The sequence below is a fragment of the Streptomyces aureus genome (assembly GCF_000725495.1).
GTDB classification, from domain to species: Bacteria; Actinomycetota; Actinomycetes; order Streptomycetales; family Streptomycetaceae; genus Streptomyces; species Streptomyces aureus_B.
Genome location: NZ_JNZD01000001.1, coordinates 57,410 through 74,346 on the forward strand (window position 1 = coordinate 57,410; position 16,937 = coordinate 74,346).

At 74.2% G+C, this 16,937-nt stretch carries 14 protein-coding genes and 1 pseudogene; all 15 read right to left on the reverse strand.

Features of this window, described 5'->3' with window-relative positions; all coding sequences use genetic code 11:
• Window positions 1-7 precede the first annotated feature (7 nt).
• Window positions 8-691 (reverse strand): response regulator, encoded by a 684-nt coding sequence (locus IO36_RS00260; protein ID WP_037614604.1) that lies wholly within the window; start codon window positions 689-691, stop codon window positions 8-10.
• Entirely contained in the window at window positions 688-2,049 is a 1,362-nt protein-coding gene (locus tag IO36_RS00265; protein ID WP_037614606.1) for a sensor histidine kinase, read from the reverse strand. Before IO36_RS00265 ends, IO36_RS00260 begins: the two co-directional genes overlap by 4 nt.
• A 100-nt stretch (window positions 2,050-2,149) precedes the next feature.
• Window positions 2,150-2,830, reverse strand: a complete 681-nt coding sequence (locus IO36_RS00270) for a response regulator transcription factor (protein ID WP_037614608.1) — start codon at window positions 2,828-2,830, stop codon at window positions 2,150-2,152.
• A complete protein-coding gene (locus IO36_RS00275) occupies window positions 2,827-4,299 on the reverse strand; it encodes a sensor histidine kinase (protein ID WP_425535500.1) in 1,473 nt (490 codons plus the stop codon). The genes IO36_RS00270 and IO36_RS00275 overlap by 4 nt, the downstream gene beginning before the upstream one ends.
• 225 nt (window positions 4,300-4,524) lie before the next feature.
• A complete protein-coding gene (locus IO36_RS00280) occupies window positions 4,525-5,775 on the reverse strand; it encodes an acyltransferase family protein (RefSeq protein ID WP_209441134.1) in 1,251 nt (416 codons plus the stop codon).
• A gap of 190 nt (window positions 5,776-5,965) precedes the next feature.
• Entirely contained in the window at window positions 5,966-6,988 is a 1,023-nt protein-coding gene (locus IO36_RS00285; protein WP_245173067.1) for an alpha/beta hydrolase, read from the reverse strand.
• Window positions 6,989-7,194: 206 nt separating this feature from the next.
• Window positions 7,195-8,160 (reverse strand): alpha/beta hydrolase, encoded by a 966-nt coding sequence (locus IO36_RS00290; RefSeq protein ID WP_037614610.1) that lies wholly within the window; start codon window positions 8,158-8,160, stop codon window positions 7,195-7,197.
• 570 nt (window positions 8,161-8,730) lie between these two features.
• Window positions 8,731-9,933: a kynureninase gene (gene kynU / locus IO36_RS00295; RefSeq protein ID WP_167347375.1), complete on the reverse strand. Its 1,203-nt coding sequence runs from the start codon at window positions 9,931-9,933 to the stop codon at window positions 8,731-8,733.
• On the reverse strand, window positions 9,926-10,771 hold the full coding sequence (locus tag IO36_RS00300) for a tryptophan 2,3-dioxygenase family protein (RefSeq protein WP_037614614.1): 846 nt from the start codon (window positions 10,769-10,771) through the stop codon (window positions 9,926-9,928). Before IO36_RS00300 ends, kynU begins: the two co-directional genes overlap by 8 nt.
• A gap of 174 nt (window positions 10,772-10,945) precedes the next feature.
• Window positions 10,946-11,359, reverse strand: a complete 414-nt coding sequence (locus tag IO36_RS00305; RefSeq protein ID WP_037614617.1) for a DUF3151 domain-containing protein — start codon at window positions 11,357-11,359, stop codon at window positions 10,946-10,948.
• A 166-nt stretch (window positions 11,360-11,525) separates the two neighbouring features.
• Window positions 11,526-13,088, reverse strand: a complete 1,563-nt coding sequence (locus IO36_RS00310) for an MFS transporter (protein WP_051899864.1) — start codon at window positions 13,086-13,088, stop codon at window positions 11,526-11,528.
• A 101-nt stretch (window positions 13,089-13,189) separates the two neighbouring features.
• Window positions 13,190-14,212: a class II fructose-bisphosphate aldolase gene (fbaA, locus tag IO36_RS00315; RefSeq protein WP_037614622.1), complete on the reverse strand. Its 1,023-nt coding sequence runs from the start codon at window positions 14,210-14,212 to the stop codon at window positions 13,190-13,192.
• A 186-nt stretch (window positions 14,213-14,398) separates the two neighbouring features.
• The gene (pyrE, locus tag IO36_RS00320; protein ID WP_037614625.1) at window positions 14,399-14,947 is read right to left on the reverse strand and encodes an orotate phosphoribosyltransferase; all 549 of its coding nucleotides are present in this window, start codon (window positions 14,945-14,947) and stop codon (window positions 14,399-14,401) included.
• A 10-nt stretch (window positions 14,948-14,957) separates the two neighbouring features.
• Window positions 14,958-15,752, reverse strand: a complete 795-nt coding sequence (locus IO36_RS00325; RefSeq protein WP_037614628.1) for an aldose epimerase family protein — start codon at window positions 15,750-15,752, stop codon at window positions 14,958-14,960.
• 44 nt (window positions 15,753-15,796) lie between these two features.
• A pseudogene (locus IO36_RS45645) lies at window positions 15,797-16,907 on the reverse strand (carbon monoxide dehydrogenase).
• Window positions 16,908-16,937 lie beyond the last annotated feature (30 nt).

The following is a 16,937-nucleotide window of genomic DNA, read 5'->3' on the forward strand; positions in this document are numbered from 1 at the left end:
CGGCCGGCTATCTGGGGGTCACCAGCCGTGCCTCGTAGGCGAACACGGCGGCCTGGGTCCGGTCCCGGAGCCCCAGTTTCACCAGGATGCGGCTCACATGGGTCTTGATCGTCGACTCGGCGACGACCAGCCGCTCGGCGATCTCCGCGTTCGACAGCCCCTGCGCGATCAGCACCAGCACCTCCGTCTCGCGCTCGGTCAGCTCCCCGTACGCCGCGTGCGCCGTCGCCGAGATCCTGGGCTCCTCCGCGAGCTTGGAGAACTCCGTGATCAGCCGCCTGGTGACCGAAGGGGCGAGCAGCGCCTCCCCGGCCGACACCACCCTGACCCCGTCGGCGAGCTGGCGGGCCGAGGCGTCCTTGAGCAGGAAGCCGGAGGCCCCCGCGCGCAGCGCCTGGTACACGTACTCGTCGAGATCGAACGTCGTCAGCACGAGCACCTTCGCGGAACCGTCCGCGGCGACGATCTCCCGGGTCGCGTCGATGCCGTTCATCTCCGGCATGCGGATGTCCATCAGCACGACGTCCGGCTGCAGCTCGCGGACCCGCTCCACCGCCTCGCGGCCGTTGACCGCCTCGCCGACCACCTCGATGTCCGGCATCGCGCCGAGCAGCACCGAGAAGCCCTCGCGGACCATCATCTGGTCGTCGGCGATCAGCACACGGATCGCCCGGCCCGTCCCGCCCGTCATCCGGACTCCTCCCCCGACGGCACCGGCAGGAACACCGTCACCTCGTACCCTCCGTCGTCCATGACGCCCGTCGTCATCTCACCGTCCAGCATCGTGACCCGCTCGCGCATGCCCGTGATGCCGTGCCCCGCTCCGTGCGGGGACTTCTCCAGGACCGCCACCGGCGCGGGGCCGTTGACTATCCGCAGGCCGAGACCGCCGAGGACGTAGCCGATCTCGACGCGGGCCGACGCGCCCGGGGCGTGCCGCAGGCTGTTGCTGAGCGCCTCCTGGACTATCCGGTACGCCGACAGCTCGACGCCCTGCGGCAGCTCGCGCACCGCGCCGGTGACCGTCTTGTCCACGCTCAGACCCGCGTCCCGGACGTTGGCGAGGAGCCCGTCCAGATCGGCGAGGGTGGGCTGCGGCGCCTCCGGCGCCTCGTAGTCCTCGGCCCTGACCACGCCGAGCACCCGGCGCAGCTCGGTCAGTGCCGCCACCGCGTTCTCCCGGATCGTGACGAACGCCTGCTCCAGCTCCGGCGGCGGGTTCTCCACCCGGTAGGGCGCCGCCTCCGCCTGGATGGCGACCACCGACATGTGGTGGGCGACCACGTCGTGCAGCTCGCGGGCGATCGTCGTGCGCTCCTCGAGCAGGGTGCGCCGGGAACGCTCCTGGGCCGTCTCCGACTGGTGGGCCGTCACCTCCTGCTCGGCCTCCCGGCGGATGTTGCGGACCGTGACGATCAGCAGGGCCAGCGCGGAGACGAAGAGCAGCGGGAACGAGTTGGCGCTGTAGTAGCCCCCGCCGAACAGCGTCTCGGCCATCAGGCTGTACGCCGCGGTCAGCAGCCACATCCACGCCGCGACCCGGGGGCGCGAGCGCAGGGCGACGACCGTCAGCACGGTGACGTGCGCCAGGAAGCTGCCCGGCGCCCACGGCCAGTCGCCCCAGGCGCCGTCGAACACGGAGACGACCGGGACCGCCGCCAGCGAGAACCAGAAGGCGCCGATCGGCCGGACGAGCGTCGCCAGGACCGGGAACAGCGCGAGGAGCCCGCACAGCAGGGCCGAGACCGGACCGCCGCCCGGACCGCCGGCCGCGGTGTAGCCGACGCCCATGGCCATCACGCCGAACCCGGCCACCACCGCGTGCGGGGTCCAGGCGGCGTACCCGCGCATGCGCGCGGAGAGGCGGCAGGTGATGCGGCCGTCCGTGCGCATGCGGGGCAGCGGGCGGTAGGCGAAGGCGTCATGGAACATGTCCTGCCGCAGGTTGCGCAGCGCGCCCGCGGCGAGGCGGTACTCGGGACTGCGGGGCTTGCCCCCGGCACCGCCGGGGGGCGGGGACATCGTCTGCGTCTGGGTCGTCTCGGTCACGTTCGAAACGGTAGGGCCGGACGGGGGGTGCGGTCGTCACCTGCGAGGAGGGTCCTTGCAGGTCCCCCTCAGGTACTACGGCCGAGGCCGGGAGCGCCGGTCAGTAGCCCGTGGGGCGGACCAGTCCCGATTCGTAGGCGAAGACCGCCGCCTGGGTGCGGTCGCGCAGCCCCAGTTTCACGAGGATGCGGCCGACGTGGGTCTTCACCGTCTGCTCGGCCACCACCAGGCGCTCGGCGATCTCGGCGTTGGACAGGCCCTGGGCGATGTGGGCGAGCACCTCGGTCTCGCGTTCGGTGAGATCGCCGACGCGCTGCCTGGGGGGTGTGCGCGGGGCGGGTCCGAGGCGGGAGAACTCGGCGATGAGGCGGCGGGTGACACCGGGGGCGAGAAGGGCGTCGCCGGCCGCGACCACCCGGACCGCCTCCGCGAGCTGGTCGGCCGAGGCGTCCTTGAGGAGGAAACCGGAGGCGCCGGCGCGCAGCGCCTCGTAGACGTACTCGTCGAGGTCGAAGGTCGTCAGCACCAGGACCTTCACTTGCGGGGTGTCCGTGGTGATCCGGCGGGTCGCCTCGATGCCGCCGAGCTCGGGCATCCGGATGTCCATCAGGACGACGTCCGGGGCGAGTTCGGCCACCTTGCGGACCGCGTCGAGCCCGTCGACCGCCTGGCCCACCACCTCGATGCCCGGACGGGTGTCGAGCAGCACGGTGAATCCCTGACGGACCATCTGCTGGTCGTCGGCGATCAGGACGCGGATGGTGCCGCTCACGGTCGTCATGCTCTCGGTTCTCCTCGCGGGCCTGGGAAGGTGTCGTCGGTCCGGGCGGCACCGTCGGCGGACGCGCTGCCGTTGCCCGGGAGGAAGGCCGCCACCGCGAACCCTCCGCACGACGTCCTGGAGGTCATGAGGGTGCCACCCAGCATCGCCACGCGTTCGCGCATGCCGAGCAGTCCGTGCCCGGCGCCCGGGGAAGGCGGGGCGGGGTGGCTGGGCCGCGAGTTGACGACCCGCACCTGGAGGCCCCGCGGGAAGTGCCAGAGCTCCACCTTGACCGCGGAACCCGGCGCGTGGCGCAGGGCGTTGCTCAGCGCCTCCTGGATGATCCGGTACGCCGACAGCTCCACGCCCGGGGCCAGCGGACGCGGCTCCCCCTCGATCTCCGTGGTCACGGTCAGTCCCGCCGCGCGGGTGTTCTCGACCAGGGCGTCCAGACGGCTCAGCGTGGGCTGCGGGGCGTGCGGCGCCACGCCCGCCCCGGCACCGAGGCCGTACGGGTCCTCCGGATTCTCCGAGCGCAGCACCCCGAGCACCCGGCGCAGCTCGGTCAGTGCCTCCAGGGCGTTCTGCCGGATGCCCTCCAGGTTCTCCTTCAGCTCCTCGGTCGGGTCGTCGACCAGGTGCGGGGCGACCTGGGCCTGGATGGAGATCACCGACATGTGGTGGGCGACCACGTCGTGGAGCTCGCGCGCGATGCGGCTGCGCTCCTCCAGGACCGTGCGGCGGGCCCGCTCCTCCTCGGTCAGGGAGGCCTGGCGCACCAGTTGGGTGCGGGCCTCGCGCCGGCCGCGCAGTGCGGTGCCGAGGAGGACGACGGCGGCGAAGGCGACGACCGCGAGCGTCCCCGTCGGGTGGTAGTGCACCACGAGGGGCCGGACCACCGGAGCCGCGACGGGTCCGCCGGTCAGCCCCTGCAGGACGTAGGTGACCAGAGAGGTCAGCGACAGCGCTCCGACGGCGACCCGCGTGGGCGACCGGAGCGCGAGCAGGAAGAGCACCAGCGACTGCGCCAGGATCGCGGAGGCGCTCCACGGCCAGTCCGGTCCCGGGCCGGTCGCGAGCCCCGGTGCCGGTCCCCCTCCCGGTCCGGTGAGGACCGGGAGGGTGCCCACGCGGGCGCCGACGGCCGCGATCACCGCGGCGCCCAGTGACAGCCACCAGGCCGGTACCGGGCGCCACAGCGCGAGCGCGACGGCCGCGCCGAGCGCGAAGCCGCTGAGCGTGCCCAGCGGGAAGCCCAGCCGGTAGCCGTCGCTCAGCTCGTCCATCGCCGCCAGCCCGAGCGCGAGGGCGAGCAGGCACACCACGACATGCGGCAGCCGGTTCAGCCGGCGCGGCCGGGACAGCGGCGGCAGCGGCGCGGCCGCGGGCACCGCGAGCTCGGCCAGGACCCCGCGCAGGAACGGCAGAAGCCGGGCCGGGATCCCGGCGAGCACCTGGGCGAACGGCCGCTGCTCCTCGCTGGTCACGGCGTCCACCCTAGGCGTGTCCGCAAAGTCGCGTCGTCCGCCCGAAGGGCGGGCCCGGCGGCGTCGTGGGGGTGCCCCCTGCTCGAGCGGAGCCGAGAGCTCGGGGGAGCGTGCTCTCGCCGTGCCGGGCGCAGGCCCTCGTACTGGACGTACTTGGGTCTTCGCCCGGTGCGGCGAGAGCACGTGCCAGGCGTCGCCGGGCAGGCGCGACTTTGCGGACACGACCTAGGCACGGGGCACCGCCCCGGGGGCCGCCCGGCCGGAACCCCGGTGGACGCGCACGGTCCGGGACGGACGGCCCGCGGGACGGCGGGATCCCCGCTCGTGCACACCGAACGCGGACCGGCACAGGGCGAGCGCGCAGCCGAAGACGGGCAGCCAGGCGACGCGCGCGGCCACCCACGCCGGGGAGTCGGGGGCGGTGTGCAGACCGGGAAGCCTGCCCGCGAGCAGCCCGAGGGCGGTCACCGCCATCAGGGACGTCTGGTGCCAGAGGAATATCGTCATCGCGAAGAGGTTCGCGAGGGCGGTGCCGGCCCAGACCGCCGGGCGCCGTGCCGCCCGCCGCAGCGGTTCGCGCAGCAGCAGGGCGAGACCGCACTGGGCCAGCCCGAAGGTGACCGCGGCCAGGGTCGGCGGGTCCAGGTTCGAGACGGCGGCTCCCGGAATGCCGACCATGGACGCCGGATAGCCGGCGCACGTCACCAGCACCGCCGTCGCCACCGCGCCGCCGCCGAACAGCACCCAGCCCGCGCGCGGCCGCTCCAGCTCGCCGCGGGTCCAGGCCGCGCCCAGGGTGTAGGGCACGAGCCAGCCGGCCGCGACGTTCACCCAGCCGAGCCAGGCCGGGCCGCCGAGGCCGAATCGCACGATGTCCACATGGAGGACGACGGCCAGCGGCCACAGCGGGTTCAGCCGGGCCACCAGCGGTGTCGCCGCGGTCAGTCCGGCGAGGACCACCAGGAACCACAGCGGGGACAGCGCCAGCTTCACCAGGGTGTGCACCGTGCGGAAGTCCGCGCCGGACACCAGCAGGCAGCCGGTCGCCACCGCCCAGAGGGCCAGCACCGCCGCGACCGGCCTCAGCAGGCGTCCCATGCGGGTGCGCAGCCACCGCCCGTAGGTCGTGCCGCGGGCCTGTGCCGAGGCGAGACTCCTCGTCGCCACATGACCGCTCACCAGGAAGAACACGGCGAGCGTCTGGAAGATCCAGGAGACCGGGGTCAGCCAGGGCATGGACCGCAGGGGACTCGCCGTGCGCAGCGCGCCGCCGTCCGCGACGAGCGCCGTCACCAGCCAGTGGCCGAGGACCACACCCAGGATCGCGAGGGCGCGCAGGGCGTCCACGGCACGGTCGCGCCCCGCGGGGGTGGCCCGGTCGATGCGGTGGACCGCGGTCCGTAAGGCGGTCAGCACGGTCGGGCGGGGGGCTCCGGTCGGGCGGGGCGCTTCGGTCGGGCCGTGCGCTCCGGTCACGCGCACCTCTCTGGTCGGGCCCGGCGCCCCAGCTGCCCCGGTCGCTCCGGTCGCTCCGGTCGCTCCGGTCGCTCCGGTTGGACCTATCCGCACGGTCGCGCAGGCCCCTCCGTTCGCGCCTTTCCGCACGGTCGTGCAGGGCGCAACGGTCGCCCGGGTCGTGTTCTTCCGGGCGGTCGTGCCGGTTCGTTCACGCACGGGGCACCTCCGAGGTGTCGCCGAGGACGATGCGGGTGAGGTTGGCCAGGGACTCCGAGCCCGGCGCGAAATAGCCGCTGTGGCCCGCGGAGCCCGCCGGGAAGACCCGGGCGCCGAAGGACGGGGACACCGGGTCGGTGCCGAAGCCGACGGTGGTGCCGAAGAGACCGACGCTCGCGTGCGGCACGTGGCCGACCCAGTCGGCGGAGCCGCGGGCGGCCCAGACACGGGCGGGGGTGCGCAGCGCGGCGGCCGACGGCGCCCCGGTGCCCGGGCTGCCGAGGAGGACGAGGTCGCTGACGTCCAGGCCCGGGGCGGCCCGGCCGCAGACCACCGTGCCGTACGAGTGGCAGAGCAGGGAGACGTGCGCGGCGGGGCCGACGACTTCGCGCAGTCCGCGCAGGAACGCCCTCAGCCGGGGAGCCGCGTCCTTCGCGCGGGCCGGCGTCAGCACCGTGGTGCTGATGGTGCCCGGCGTCTCGTACCCGAGCCAGGCGACTACGGCGCCGCGCGGGCCGAGCCGGTCCTTCAGGGCGAGGGCGCCGGCCCGGAAGCGCCCGTACGTCTCCAGGCTGGTGTCCGATCCCGGGACCAGGACGGCCACGCGGTCGGCGTGGGCGAGGTCGCCGAGGACCTCGACGGCACGGCCGGTGCCGCGGCCGTCGAAGTAGAGCAGACGGCGGGAGGGCGCGGCCTGCGCCCGGTCGGCGGCGGCCCGGGTGCGGTCGCCATGGTCGGCGGCCATGCGGGCCGCCGACGCCGCGTCCGCACGGTTGGCCCCGTAGATCCGGTCCAGGTTCGGGGCCGTCAGCGGTGCGAGGACCGCGGGTGCCGGTGCGGGGATCCGGGGGCGGGCGGCACCGGACACGGGCACGACGACCGCGGCCACGACCGCCACGGCGAGCAGCGTCCGCCGCAACCGCCGCAGCCCCTCCACCAGGCGCGCACGCGGCTCCACCAGGTGCGCGCGCGGCTCCGCCCGGTACGCACGCGGCTCCCCCGCCGTGCGACGCATACGCCGATCCATGGTGTCCGCCCCTCCCGTCCGCCCGGTCATCGGGCTTCACAGGAAGGGAAGTTACGGATCGTCGGCCGTCGTCCGCGTCCCACTGAGGACCCCATCCCGGAGGTAGCTCTCAGGTACTACGGGTATGACCGGGGGCCGGCACGGCCGAACCCCGGCCGAACCCCGGGCGGACCCCGGGCGGACTCCCGGCGGGTCTAGAAGGCGAGCTGCGCGATCTCCTCCGCCACCACGGCACAGGCGTCGGCGGCCGGGTCGATCAGGGGGAAGTGGCCGACGTCCTCCAGCAGCGTCAGCCCCACCACCTCACCGGCCTTGGCCGCCGCGTCCGCGTACGACTCGGCGACCGCCTGCGGGACCACGATGTCGGTACGGCCCTGGACGAGCGTGGTGGCGATGCCGGTGGGCAGCAGCCGCACCGGGTCCGCGTAGGGCAGGCGCTCCTCGAACAAGGCTTTCCCGCCCAGCAGTTGACAGGAGGCCCCACCGCACACCTCGAGCTTCTCGGCGACCTCGAAGTCGGCGATCGGGGCGAGGGCGACGACCCCGCGCAGGGGGGCGGGACGGTCGGTGCGCCAGGGCGCGTCCGCCGGCAGCAGGTGCCGGGCCGCGGCCCACAGGGCCAGGTGACCGCCCGCGGAGTGGCCGGTGAGCACCGTCCGTGCGGGGTCGGCGCCCGGGAGCGCCCGGCGTACGAGGGCCGGCAGCGCGTCGAGCGCGGCCGCCACGTCGTCGAAGGTGTCGGGCCAACGGCCGGCGACCGGGGCGGCGCCGGCCGAGGGCGCGTCGTCCCGTCCGGGATCGGCGGGACCGCTCTGCGCGGGGATCGCGGACCCGCCCGGGGCCGAGGAAGGCGCCTCTCCGCGGCGGTACTCGACGTTCGCCACGGCGAAACCGCGCCGGGCCAGGAAGTCGGCGAACGGGGTGACGTGGCGCCGGTCGTACGGGGCGCGCCAGGCGCCGCCGTGCAGCACGACCACGACCGGGGCCGGGACCGCCGGGTCGGGATCGCGCGGGGCGTAGAAGTCGATCACCTGGTCCGGGTGGGCGCCGTACGGCAGCGTGACGTCGGGGTCCACGGCCGGGTGCGAGAAGGCGGACGCCTCCTCGGCGGCGTCGCGCTCGGCGGCATCGTCGTCCCGGGATGCGGCGTCGTCCTGCATGCTCCAACCTCTCAGCGGTAAAACGGATTTGGCGGACGAGGGAACAATTCGGCCGTTTGCGGGGGACGGTATCAGGCCGCCCTCATCCATCGACGGCGGCCCGTCACGCCCGGTGAGCCGTGAACGGCTCACCCACGCAACACCCCCGCAAGGACCGGCGTCGAGACCCCGGACCCGGCAGCCCCGACCACACCCGGGCCGCGCAACCGGCAGCCCCAACCACGCCCGGCCGCGAGCCCGGCAGCCCGACCCCGCCCGACCACGCGCCCGGCAACCCGGCCACGCCCCGGCCGCGTAACCGGCAGCCCAACCACGCCCGGCCGCCTGCCCGGCAGCCCGACCACGCCCGACCACGTGCCCGGCAACCCGACCACACCCGGCCTCGCGCCCCGCAACCCAGACCCCGCCCGGCCGCGAGCCCGACAGCCCGACCACGCCCGGCCCCGCACGCGCCCCGCGGTGACCGAAGCCGTGGCGGCCCGACCCGAGGCGCCCCCGCCGGAAAAGCGCAGGGGCCGGAGGGAACACCCCCCTCCGGCCCCTGCCGTTCGTGTCCGACCCGTGTCCGGGTCAGTCCAGGGTCTCCGCCAGGACCCGTGCCGCCCGCTCCGCGTCGGCGAAGCCGACGTACAGCGGGGTGAAGCCGAAGCGGAGGATGTCCGGGTGCCGGAAGTCGCCGACGACGCCCCGGTCGATCAGGCGCTTCATCACGGCGCCCGCGTCCGCGCAGCGCAGTGCCACCTGGCTGCCCCGCTCCGCGTGGGCGGCGGGGGTCACGGACTCGACCCGGCCCTCGGGGACGTACGCGGCGACGCACTCCAGGAAGAAGTCCGTCAGGGCCAGCGACTTGGCGCGGACGGCCTCGATCGAGACGCCGTCCCACACCTCGAGCGCCGCTTCCAGGGCCAGCATCGACAGGATGTCCGGCGTGCCGACCCGGCCGCGCAGCGCGCCCGGCGCGGGCTCGTAGGACGAGCTCATGGCGAAGGGCTCGGCGTGCGAGTTCCAGCCGGGCAGCGGGGAGTCGAAACGGTCCTGGAGGTCCGCGCGGACGTAGAGGTACGCGGGCGAACCCGGGCCGCCGTTCAGGTACTTGTAGGTGCAGCCGACCGCCAGGTCCACCCCGTGCTCGTCGAGGCCGACCGGCAGGGCGCCCGCGGTGTGGCACAGGTCCCAGACGGCGAGCGCGCCCGCCGCGTGGATCGCGGCGGTCAGGGAGGGCAGGTCGTAGCACCGGCCGGTGCGGTAGTCGACGTGGTTGAGCAGCACCGCGGCGGTACGGGGGCCGAGCGCCGAGGACAGCTCGTCCGGGTCGACCGGGCGCAGCTCACAGCCCGTCATCCGGGCCGCCGACGCCGCGATGTACCCGTCCGTCGGGAACGTGGTGGCGTCGACGAGGATCTCGTCGCGCCCCTCGCCCGCCAGCCGCACCGCGCCCACCAGGGCCTTGAAGACGTTCACGCTCGTCGAGTCGCCGACGACGATCTGTCCGGGAGCCGCACCGACCAGCGGGGCGATCCGGTCGCCGATCCGCTCGGGCGCGGTCCACCAGCCGCTCTCGTCCCAGGAGCGGATACGCAGTTCGCCCCACTGCCTGCGGACGACGTCCTCGACCCGGCCGGGCACCTCGACGGGCAGCGCGCCGAGCGAGTTCCCGTCCAGGTAGACCACGTCGTCGAGCACGAACCGCTTGCGCAGAGCGGCGAGTTCGTCCGCCGCGTCGAGTTCCGCCGCCCGCGCGAGGAGCGCGGACACGTGGGCTCGCTCAGACATAGGACCTCGCTGTCCACAGCTCGGGGAAGACGTTCTTCTGCGCGCGCTTCTCCAGCCAGGCCACTCCGGCGGAGCCTCCGGTGCCGGTCTTCGAGCCCATCGCCCGCCGGGTCGCGACGAGGTGGTCGTTGCGCCAGCGCCACACCAGCTCGGCGACGTCGGTCAGCGCCTCGCCGAGGCGGGCGAGTTCGTCGCTGTCGTCACCGGCGTACAGGGCCGTCCACACGGCCTGAACCTCGGGCGAGGGCTCGTAGCGCAGCGCCACGTCGCGCTCCAGCACGGAGGCCGGTATCGCGTGCCCGCGCCGGGCGAGCAGCCGCAGCACCTCGTCGTACAGGCTCGGCTCGTGCAGGGCCTTCTCCAGCTCGGCGTGCACGCGCGGCGCGCCCCGGTGCGGGACGAGCATCGACGCGGACTTCTCGCCGAGCAGGAACTCCATGCGCCGGTACATCGCCGACTGGAAGCCGGAGCCCTCGCCGAGCGCCGAGCGGTAGGAGTTGAACTGCGCGGGGGTGAGCTGTCCGAGGGGCCGCCAGGACGCGTTGAGCGCCTCCAGCTCCCGCACGGACCGCTTCAGGGCGGCCACCGCGACGGGGATGTCGTCCGCGCGCAGCGCCTTGGCCGCGGTCTCCCACTCGTGGACGATGACCGTGAACCACAGCTCCATGACCTGGGTCGTCACCAGGAAGACCATCTCTCCGGGGTCGTCGGAGAGGGTGTGCTGGAGGTGGGTGAGCACGTCCGCCTGTACGTAGTCCTCGTACGGCGTCGTGCCCTGGAAGTCGAGATGCGGAGTCTCGGGCTCCTGGGCCTCGTCGGGCCGAGCCTGGTGGGACATCGCTGTCTCCTGATTGTGCTCCGGGTAGCGGTCCGCCCCTGCCGTTACCGACACGGGGGCCCCGGTCCCCACCGGGCATCCTCCACAATCGTCCCCCGAAACCGCAAGGTCCGCCTGGTCACACCAGGCGGACCCGCTACTTCGGCGCCCCGGGGACGGTCCCGGGGGACCCGCCTAGCCCAGGGTCTGGGCCGCCGCCGGCGAGGAGTCCTTCAGGAACTGGCTGCAGCGCTCGTACTCCTCCTGCTCGCCGATCGCCTGCGCGGCGCGGGCGAGGGCGTGCAGGGCGCGCAGGAAGCCGCGGTTCGGCTCGTGCTCCCAGGGCACCGGGCCGTGGCCCTTCCAGCCGTTGCGGCGCAGCGAGTCCAGGCCGCGGTGGTAGCCCGTACGGGCGTAGGCGTACGACTCGACGACGCTGCCCCGCTCGAACGCGTCGTCGGCGAGCTGCGCCCAGGCGAGCGAGGAGGTCGGGTACTTCGCGGCGACGTCGGCGGGGGCCGTGCCGTTCGCGAGGAGCTCGCGCGGCTCGGGGTCGTCGGGGAGACGGGTCGGGGGCGGGCCCCCGAGGAGGTTCTCGTGAATCGTCATGGGTTCCAGTCTGCTGCATCGGCCGTGCTCGGTGACGGTTGCCCACGGCGCCCGGGGAACGATCCGTTCCCCGGGTGGACCGCGAGCGGCGTCCGCCGGGCGTGCTCACCCCGGCCGGCGGAAGTCACCGGGCGTACACCGGCCGCTGCCGGATCCGCCGGTACGGTCACGAAGCCGGACCGGCGCCGGAGGGCCCGGGCGGCCCGCCGGCCCCGAGGACGCCCCGGGAGCGCTCCGGTTCCAGCGGGGGCGCCGTCAGCGAGCCGTGCCGGCGGCACTCGGGGCGCAGACAGCCGGGCGGCGGGCGCCGCACGGTCGTGAAGGCCAGCACCGCGCCGAGGACCAGCACCCCCGCGCACAGCGGCATCGCCCGGCGGAAGGCCGCGTCGAAGGCGTCCGCCGAGCGGTACGCCTCCGGTCCCATCCCGGTGAGCAGCGGCAGCGCGGCCACGGCGACCAGACCGGCCGCGCGGGCCGCCGCGTTGTTGATCCCGCTGGCCAGACCCGCCCGCGCGGTGTCCACCGACGCCAGGACGGTCGCGGTCAGCGGAGCGACCAGGGTGACCATGCCGAGGCCCATCACCAGCAGCGCGGGCAGCACGTCGGCGAGGTACGAGGCGTCCTCGCCGACCCGCAGCATCAGCAGCATGCCCGCCGCGCACAGCAGCGGCCCGACCGTCAGCGGGATGCGCGGGCCGATGCGCCGGGAGAGTTCGCCCGAGCGGGCGGAGAACAGCAGCATCAGCACGGTGGTCGGCAGCAGGGCCGCGCCCGCCTGGAGCGCCGAGTAGCCCGCCACGACCTGGAGCTGGAGCGCGGTCAGGAAGAAGAAGCCGCCGAAGGCCGCGTAGACGCAGAGGGTCACCAGATTGACGGCGGTGAACTGGCGCGAGGCGAAGATGTCCAGCGGCATCATCGGATCGGGCCGCCGTCGTTCGACGTACACGAACGCCACCCCCGCCGTCACGCCCGCGACCGCCGCCACGGGGACGAGCACCGAGCCGCTCGGCGCCTCGATCAGCGCGTACGTCACCAGGGCGAGCGCGAGCGCGCCGAGGACGGCACCGAGGACGTCGAAGCCGCGGCGGGCCCGCCCTTCCACGGCCGCTCGGGGAGCGCCGGTGGACTCCGGGACGTGGCGCACGGCGATCGGGGCGCACACCAGCGCGACCGGGACGTTCAGCAGAAACACCCAGCGCCAGCCGGGACCGTCCACCAGCCAGCCGCCCAGGAACGGTCCCACGGCCGCGCCGACGCCCCCGAAGCCCGACCACAGGCCGATGGCGCGGGCCCGGTCGTCGGGATGGAAGGAGGCCTGGATGATCGCCAGCGAGCCGGGGGTGAGCAGCGCCCCGCCGACGCCCTGGAGGACGCGGGCCGCGATGAGCACGCCCACGTCCGGCGCGACCCCGCACAGCAGCGAGGCGGCGGCGAACCACACCACGCCGACGACGAAGACCTTCCGGCGCCCGAACCGGTCCCCGAGCGAGCCGCCGAGCAGGATCAGCCCGGCCAGCGACAGCATGTAGCCGTTCACCGTCCACTGCAGGGCGGCGAGGCTCGCGTCCAGGTCGCGGCCGATGGCGGGGAGGGCGACGTTGACGACCGTCGAGTCCAGCAGGGCCATGCTGGAGCCGAGGACGGTGGTCAGCAGGATCCACTTCCCCGTCGGAGAGGCGATCCGTACGCCGGGTCGGCCCTCCGTCGCGTCCCGCGCGGGCACAGCCATACCTCGGAGCATACGGAAGGGCCCGGCACCGTGGCAGGTGCCGGGCCCTCCGAACGCAGGCGTACCGGCCGCCCGGGTGAGCCGGGCGGTCGGTGGACGGACTACTTGAGGCGGGTGCCCGTGGAGCGCAGGGCGGCACAGGCCTCGGTCACACGCTGGGCCATGCCGGCCTCGGCGAGCTTGCCCCAGGTGCGCGGGTCGTACTTCGACTTCGTGCCGACCTCGCCGTCGACCTTCAGGACGCCGTCGTAGTTGCGGAACATGTGGTCCACGACCGGACGGGTGAAGGCGTACTGGGTGTCGGTGTCGAGGTTCATCTTCACGACGCCGTTCTCCAGCGCGGTGGCGATCTCCTCGGCGGTGGAGCCGGAGCCGCCGTGGAAGACGAAGTCGAACGGGCTCGCCTTGCCGTACTTGGCGGCGACACCCTCCTGGAGGTCCTTGAGCAGCTCGGGACGCAGGACGACGTTGCCCGGCTTGTACACGCCGTGCACGTTGCCGAACGAGGCGGCGAGCAGGTAGCGGCCCTTGTCGCCCAGGCCCAGGGCCTCGGCGGTGCGCAGCGCGTCCTCGACGGTGGTGTACAGCTCGTCGTTGATCTCGTGGCTGACGCCGTCCTCCTCGCCGCCGGTCGGGGTGATCTCGACCTCGAGGATGATCTTCGCGGCGACGGCCTTGGCGAGCAGCTCCTGGCCGATGGCCAGGTTGTCGGCGAGGGTCTCGGCGGAGCCGTCCCACATGTGGGACTGGAACAGCGGGTTCTCGCCCTTGGCGACGCGCTCGGCGGAGATGTCGAGCAGCGGACGTACGTAGCCGTCCAGCTTGTCCTTCGGGCAGTGGTCCGTGTGCAGCGCGACCGTGATGTCGTACTTCGCGGCGACGATGTGCGCGAACTCGGCGAGGGCGACGGCGCCGGTCACCATGTCCTTGCTGTGCTGGCCGCCCAGGAACTCCGCACCACCGGTGGAGATCTGGATGATGCCGTCGCTCTCGGCCTCCGCGAAGCCGCGCAGCGCAGCGTGCAGGGTCTGGGACGAGGTCACGTTGATGGCCGGGTAGGCGAACTTGCCTGCCTTCGCCCGGTCGAGCATCTCGTTGTAGACCTCGGGGGTTGCGATGGGCATCTGTCCGCTCCTTGTATGTGCGGGTCTGCGTACTGCTGCTGCGGTACGACGGGACTGGTGCTTATGGCCCTGACCTAGGGGGGCGACGTCATCGTCGGCCCCATCTTTCCAGACGTCGCCGGTGAGATAGGACACCCCGTCCGACATGCGGGACCCGGCCTCCGGCGGGGTCCCGCGGGAGCGTCGTCAGTCGAGCCCCAACTCGCCCTTGGAGTAGGCGAAGAGGTACGGAACACCGGCTCCGGCCTCGATCTTCTCCGCGGCACCGGTCGCCCGGTCGACGATCGTGGCGACGCCGACGACCTCGGCCCCGGCCTCCCGCACGGCCTGGACCGCTTCCAGCGGGGAGCCGCCCGTGGTGGAGGTGTCCTCGACGACCAGGACGCGCCGGCCCTTGATCTCGGGGCCCTCGACCCGGCGCTGCAGGCCGTGCGCCTTGGCGGCCTTGCGGACGACGAAGGCGTCCAGCCTGCGGCCCTTCGCGGCGGCGGCGTGCAGCATCGCGCCGGCGACCGGGTCGGCGCCCATGGTCAGCCCGCCGACCGCGTCGAACTCCAGGCCGGCGGTCAGGTCGAGGAGGACCTGTCCGACGAGCGGGGCGGCCTCGCCGTCCAGCGTGATCCGGCGAAGGTCCACGTAATAGTCGGCCTCAAGACCCGAGGAGAGGGTCACCTTGCCGTGCACCACGGCCTTGTCCTTGATCTGCTGCAACAGCGCGTCGCGTACGTCACTCATGGAGGCCAGCTTAGAGGCGCCGCCAGCTCCAGGTCGTGGTGGCTTCGAGGGGCTCGATGGGCGTGACCAGCCGGGGGTGGGTGTTGAGCCCGTTCGGCGGACCGGTCTGCGGCTCCACGCACACGGCGGCCTCCTGCTCGTCGTAGACGACGACCCACTGCTCGCGGCTGCCGACCTTCAGCTCCAGCTCGCCCGGCCAGGTGAGGGTGACGTCGACGCCCTCCGGCATGCCGAAGCAGTCGTCCCAGGGGCCCGGCAGCGGCTCGATCCGGCGGCCGGTGGGCAGGTGGTCCTCGCCCCGCTCCTCCTGCCAGGCGGCCCGGAAGTCGATCCGGACGTCCTCGCCGCCGCCCCCCAGGTTCCGGTTGAACCAGGGATGCCAGCCGATCTGCGCCGGGAACGACTCCCCGTACGTCTCCACCGACATCGTGACGGTCAGTCCGTCGCCGGTGAGGGCGACGGACTGGGTGACCCGGGCGGGGTGCGGCCAGGGGTCGACCAGGTCGTACGTGATCACGGCCTCCTCCGCCGTGACGCGGGCCGTCCTCCACGCGCCGTCGCGGGCGGTGCCGTGGATGGCGTGCGGCGGGGAGTTGAGCGGCATCTGCCGGACGGCGGCACCGTCGAGGAACCTGCCGTCGCGGATCCGCCCGCACCACGGGACCATCGGGAAGCACCCGAACCGGGGGCCCTGCCGCAGCAGTTCGGCGCCGCCCACCCGCAGACTGCCGATCCGTCCGCCGCCTGCCGGCGACACGGTCACCTCCGCGTCACCCGCGGTCAGCGTGATGTCTTCGTTACTCACGGAGTCGACCCTACTGGGACGGGAGCGCCCCGGGGCCCCCGCCCTCAGCGGCGCTTGCGCAGCGCCCGGGTCAGGGCGATCGCCGAGGCCAGCGCCAGGGCCGCCGCGGGGGCCGCCCAGCGGAGGGTGGCGCGGGCGTCGGTGGCCTCCGGCGGCGGGACGGGGGCGTAGCGGCCGCGCGGAGGGGCGTGGTCGACCTCCTCCGCGCTGCGCCCGATCATCGTCCGCCGCGCGTGCGCCGCCTCGGCCATGGCGTCGGCCCGCCCGACCTCACCGGCGGCCCGTGCCACGAAGTCCTCCCCGTCGAACTCGTCGTCGTCGCCGAGCGGGCCGACGGAGTGGGGGGTCACGTCGGCTTCGAAACCGGGGGGTGTGTCGGCGTCGACGTCGGAGTCGGTGTCGGAGTCGAGGATCGGGCCTAGGTCGGCGGCGGCGTCGGCCTCGGGGACCGGGCCGAGGTCGGCGGCGGGTTCGGGTTCGCCTCGGCCGTCGGGGCCGGCACCGAGTTCGGGTTCGCCTTCGCCGTCGAGGGCGGGGCCGGGAGCCGGTTCGGGCTCACCTTCGCCGTCGAGGGCGGGACCGGGAGCCGGTTCGGGCTCACCTTCGCCGTCGAGGGCGGGACCGGGAGCCGGACGCGAGGTCCGTGGTCAGGGTCTCCGCGAAGCGGGTCAGCAGGCGTGTGCCCGCGGAGGACACCGCGTCGTGCGGGAGTTCCGCCACGCGTCCGTCGCCTGAGGCCGTGCCGCCGAACGCCAGGGTCGTACCGCCCTCGGCGGACAGGAGCCGCAGGGTCAGCGCCAGCTTCACCGTGCCACCGCCGCGCACCTCCGTGGCGTCGCCCTCGACGGCGTACGCGTCGTCGCCCTGGGCGATGACGCGGAACGCGCCGCGATAGGTGATCGTGTGGCCGGCCACCCGGACCTTGAGCCGACCGGCGACCCGGACGGAACCGGTCCCCGGCCCGAGCCCGGCACCGGAGGACCCGGCCCCGGCGTCCGCCCCCGCCCCGGAGACGGGCCGCGTCCCCGCCACGCCGCCGGAGTCGGCCGACGCGTCCTGCTGGAGTCCCGGGACCGCGCGGGCGACCCGGACGGGATCGGCCAGCGCCTCGCGCAACCGCCCGGCCGGAAACGGAACGAACACCTCATGCTCCATGTCAGCCGAGCCTACCCAGCCCAAGACGGA

Excerpts from the sequence above, each read along its gene's own strand:
- IO36_RS00260 (WP_037614604.1), bottom strand. The coding sequence starts at position 691 with ATGACGGGCGGGACGGGCCGGGCGATCCGTGTGCTGATCGCCGACGAC.
- IO36_RS00270 (WP_037614608.1), bottom strand. The coding sequence starts at position 2,830 with ATGACGACCGTGAGCGGCACCATCCGCGTCCTGATCGCCGACGACCAG.
- IO36_RS00285 (WP_245173067.1), bottom strand. The coding sequence starts at position 6,988 with ATGCGTCGCACGGCGGGGGAGCCGCGTGCGTACCGGGCGGAGCCGCGC.
- IO36_RS00290 (WP_037614610.1), bottom strand. The coding sequence starts at position 8,160 with ATGCAGGACGACGCCGCATCCCGGGACGACGATGCCGCCGAGCGCGAC.
- kynU (WP_167347375.1), bottom strand. The coding sequence starts at position 9,933 with ATGTCTGAGCGAGCCCACGTGTCCGCGCTCCTCGCGCGGGCGGCGGAA.
- IO36_RS00300 (WP_037614614.1), bottom strand. The coding sequence starts at position 10,771 with ATGTCCCACCAGGCTCGGCCCGACGAGGCCCAGGAGCCCGAGACTCCG.
- IO36_RS00305 (WP_037614617.1), bottom strand. The coding sequence starts at position 11,359 with ATGACGATTCACGAGAACCTCCTCGGGGGCCCGCCCCCGACCCGTCTC.
- IO36_RS00310 (WP_051899864.1), bottom strand. The coding sequence starts at position 13,088 with ATGGCTGTGCCCGCGCGGGACGCGACGGAGGGCCGACCCGGCGTACGG.
- fbaA (WP_037614622.1), bottom strand. The coding sequence starts at position 14,212 with ATGCCCATCGCAACCCCCGAGGTCTACAACGAGATGCTCGACCGGGCG.
- pyrE (WP_037614625.1), bottom strand. The coding sequence starts at position 14,947 with ATGAGTGACGTACGCGACGCGCTGTTGCAGCAGATCAAGGACAAGGCC.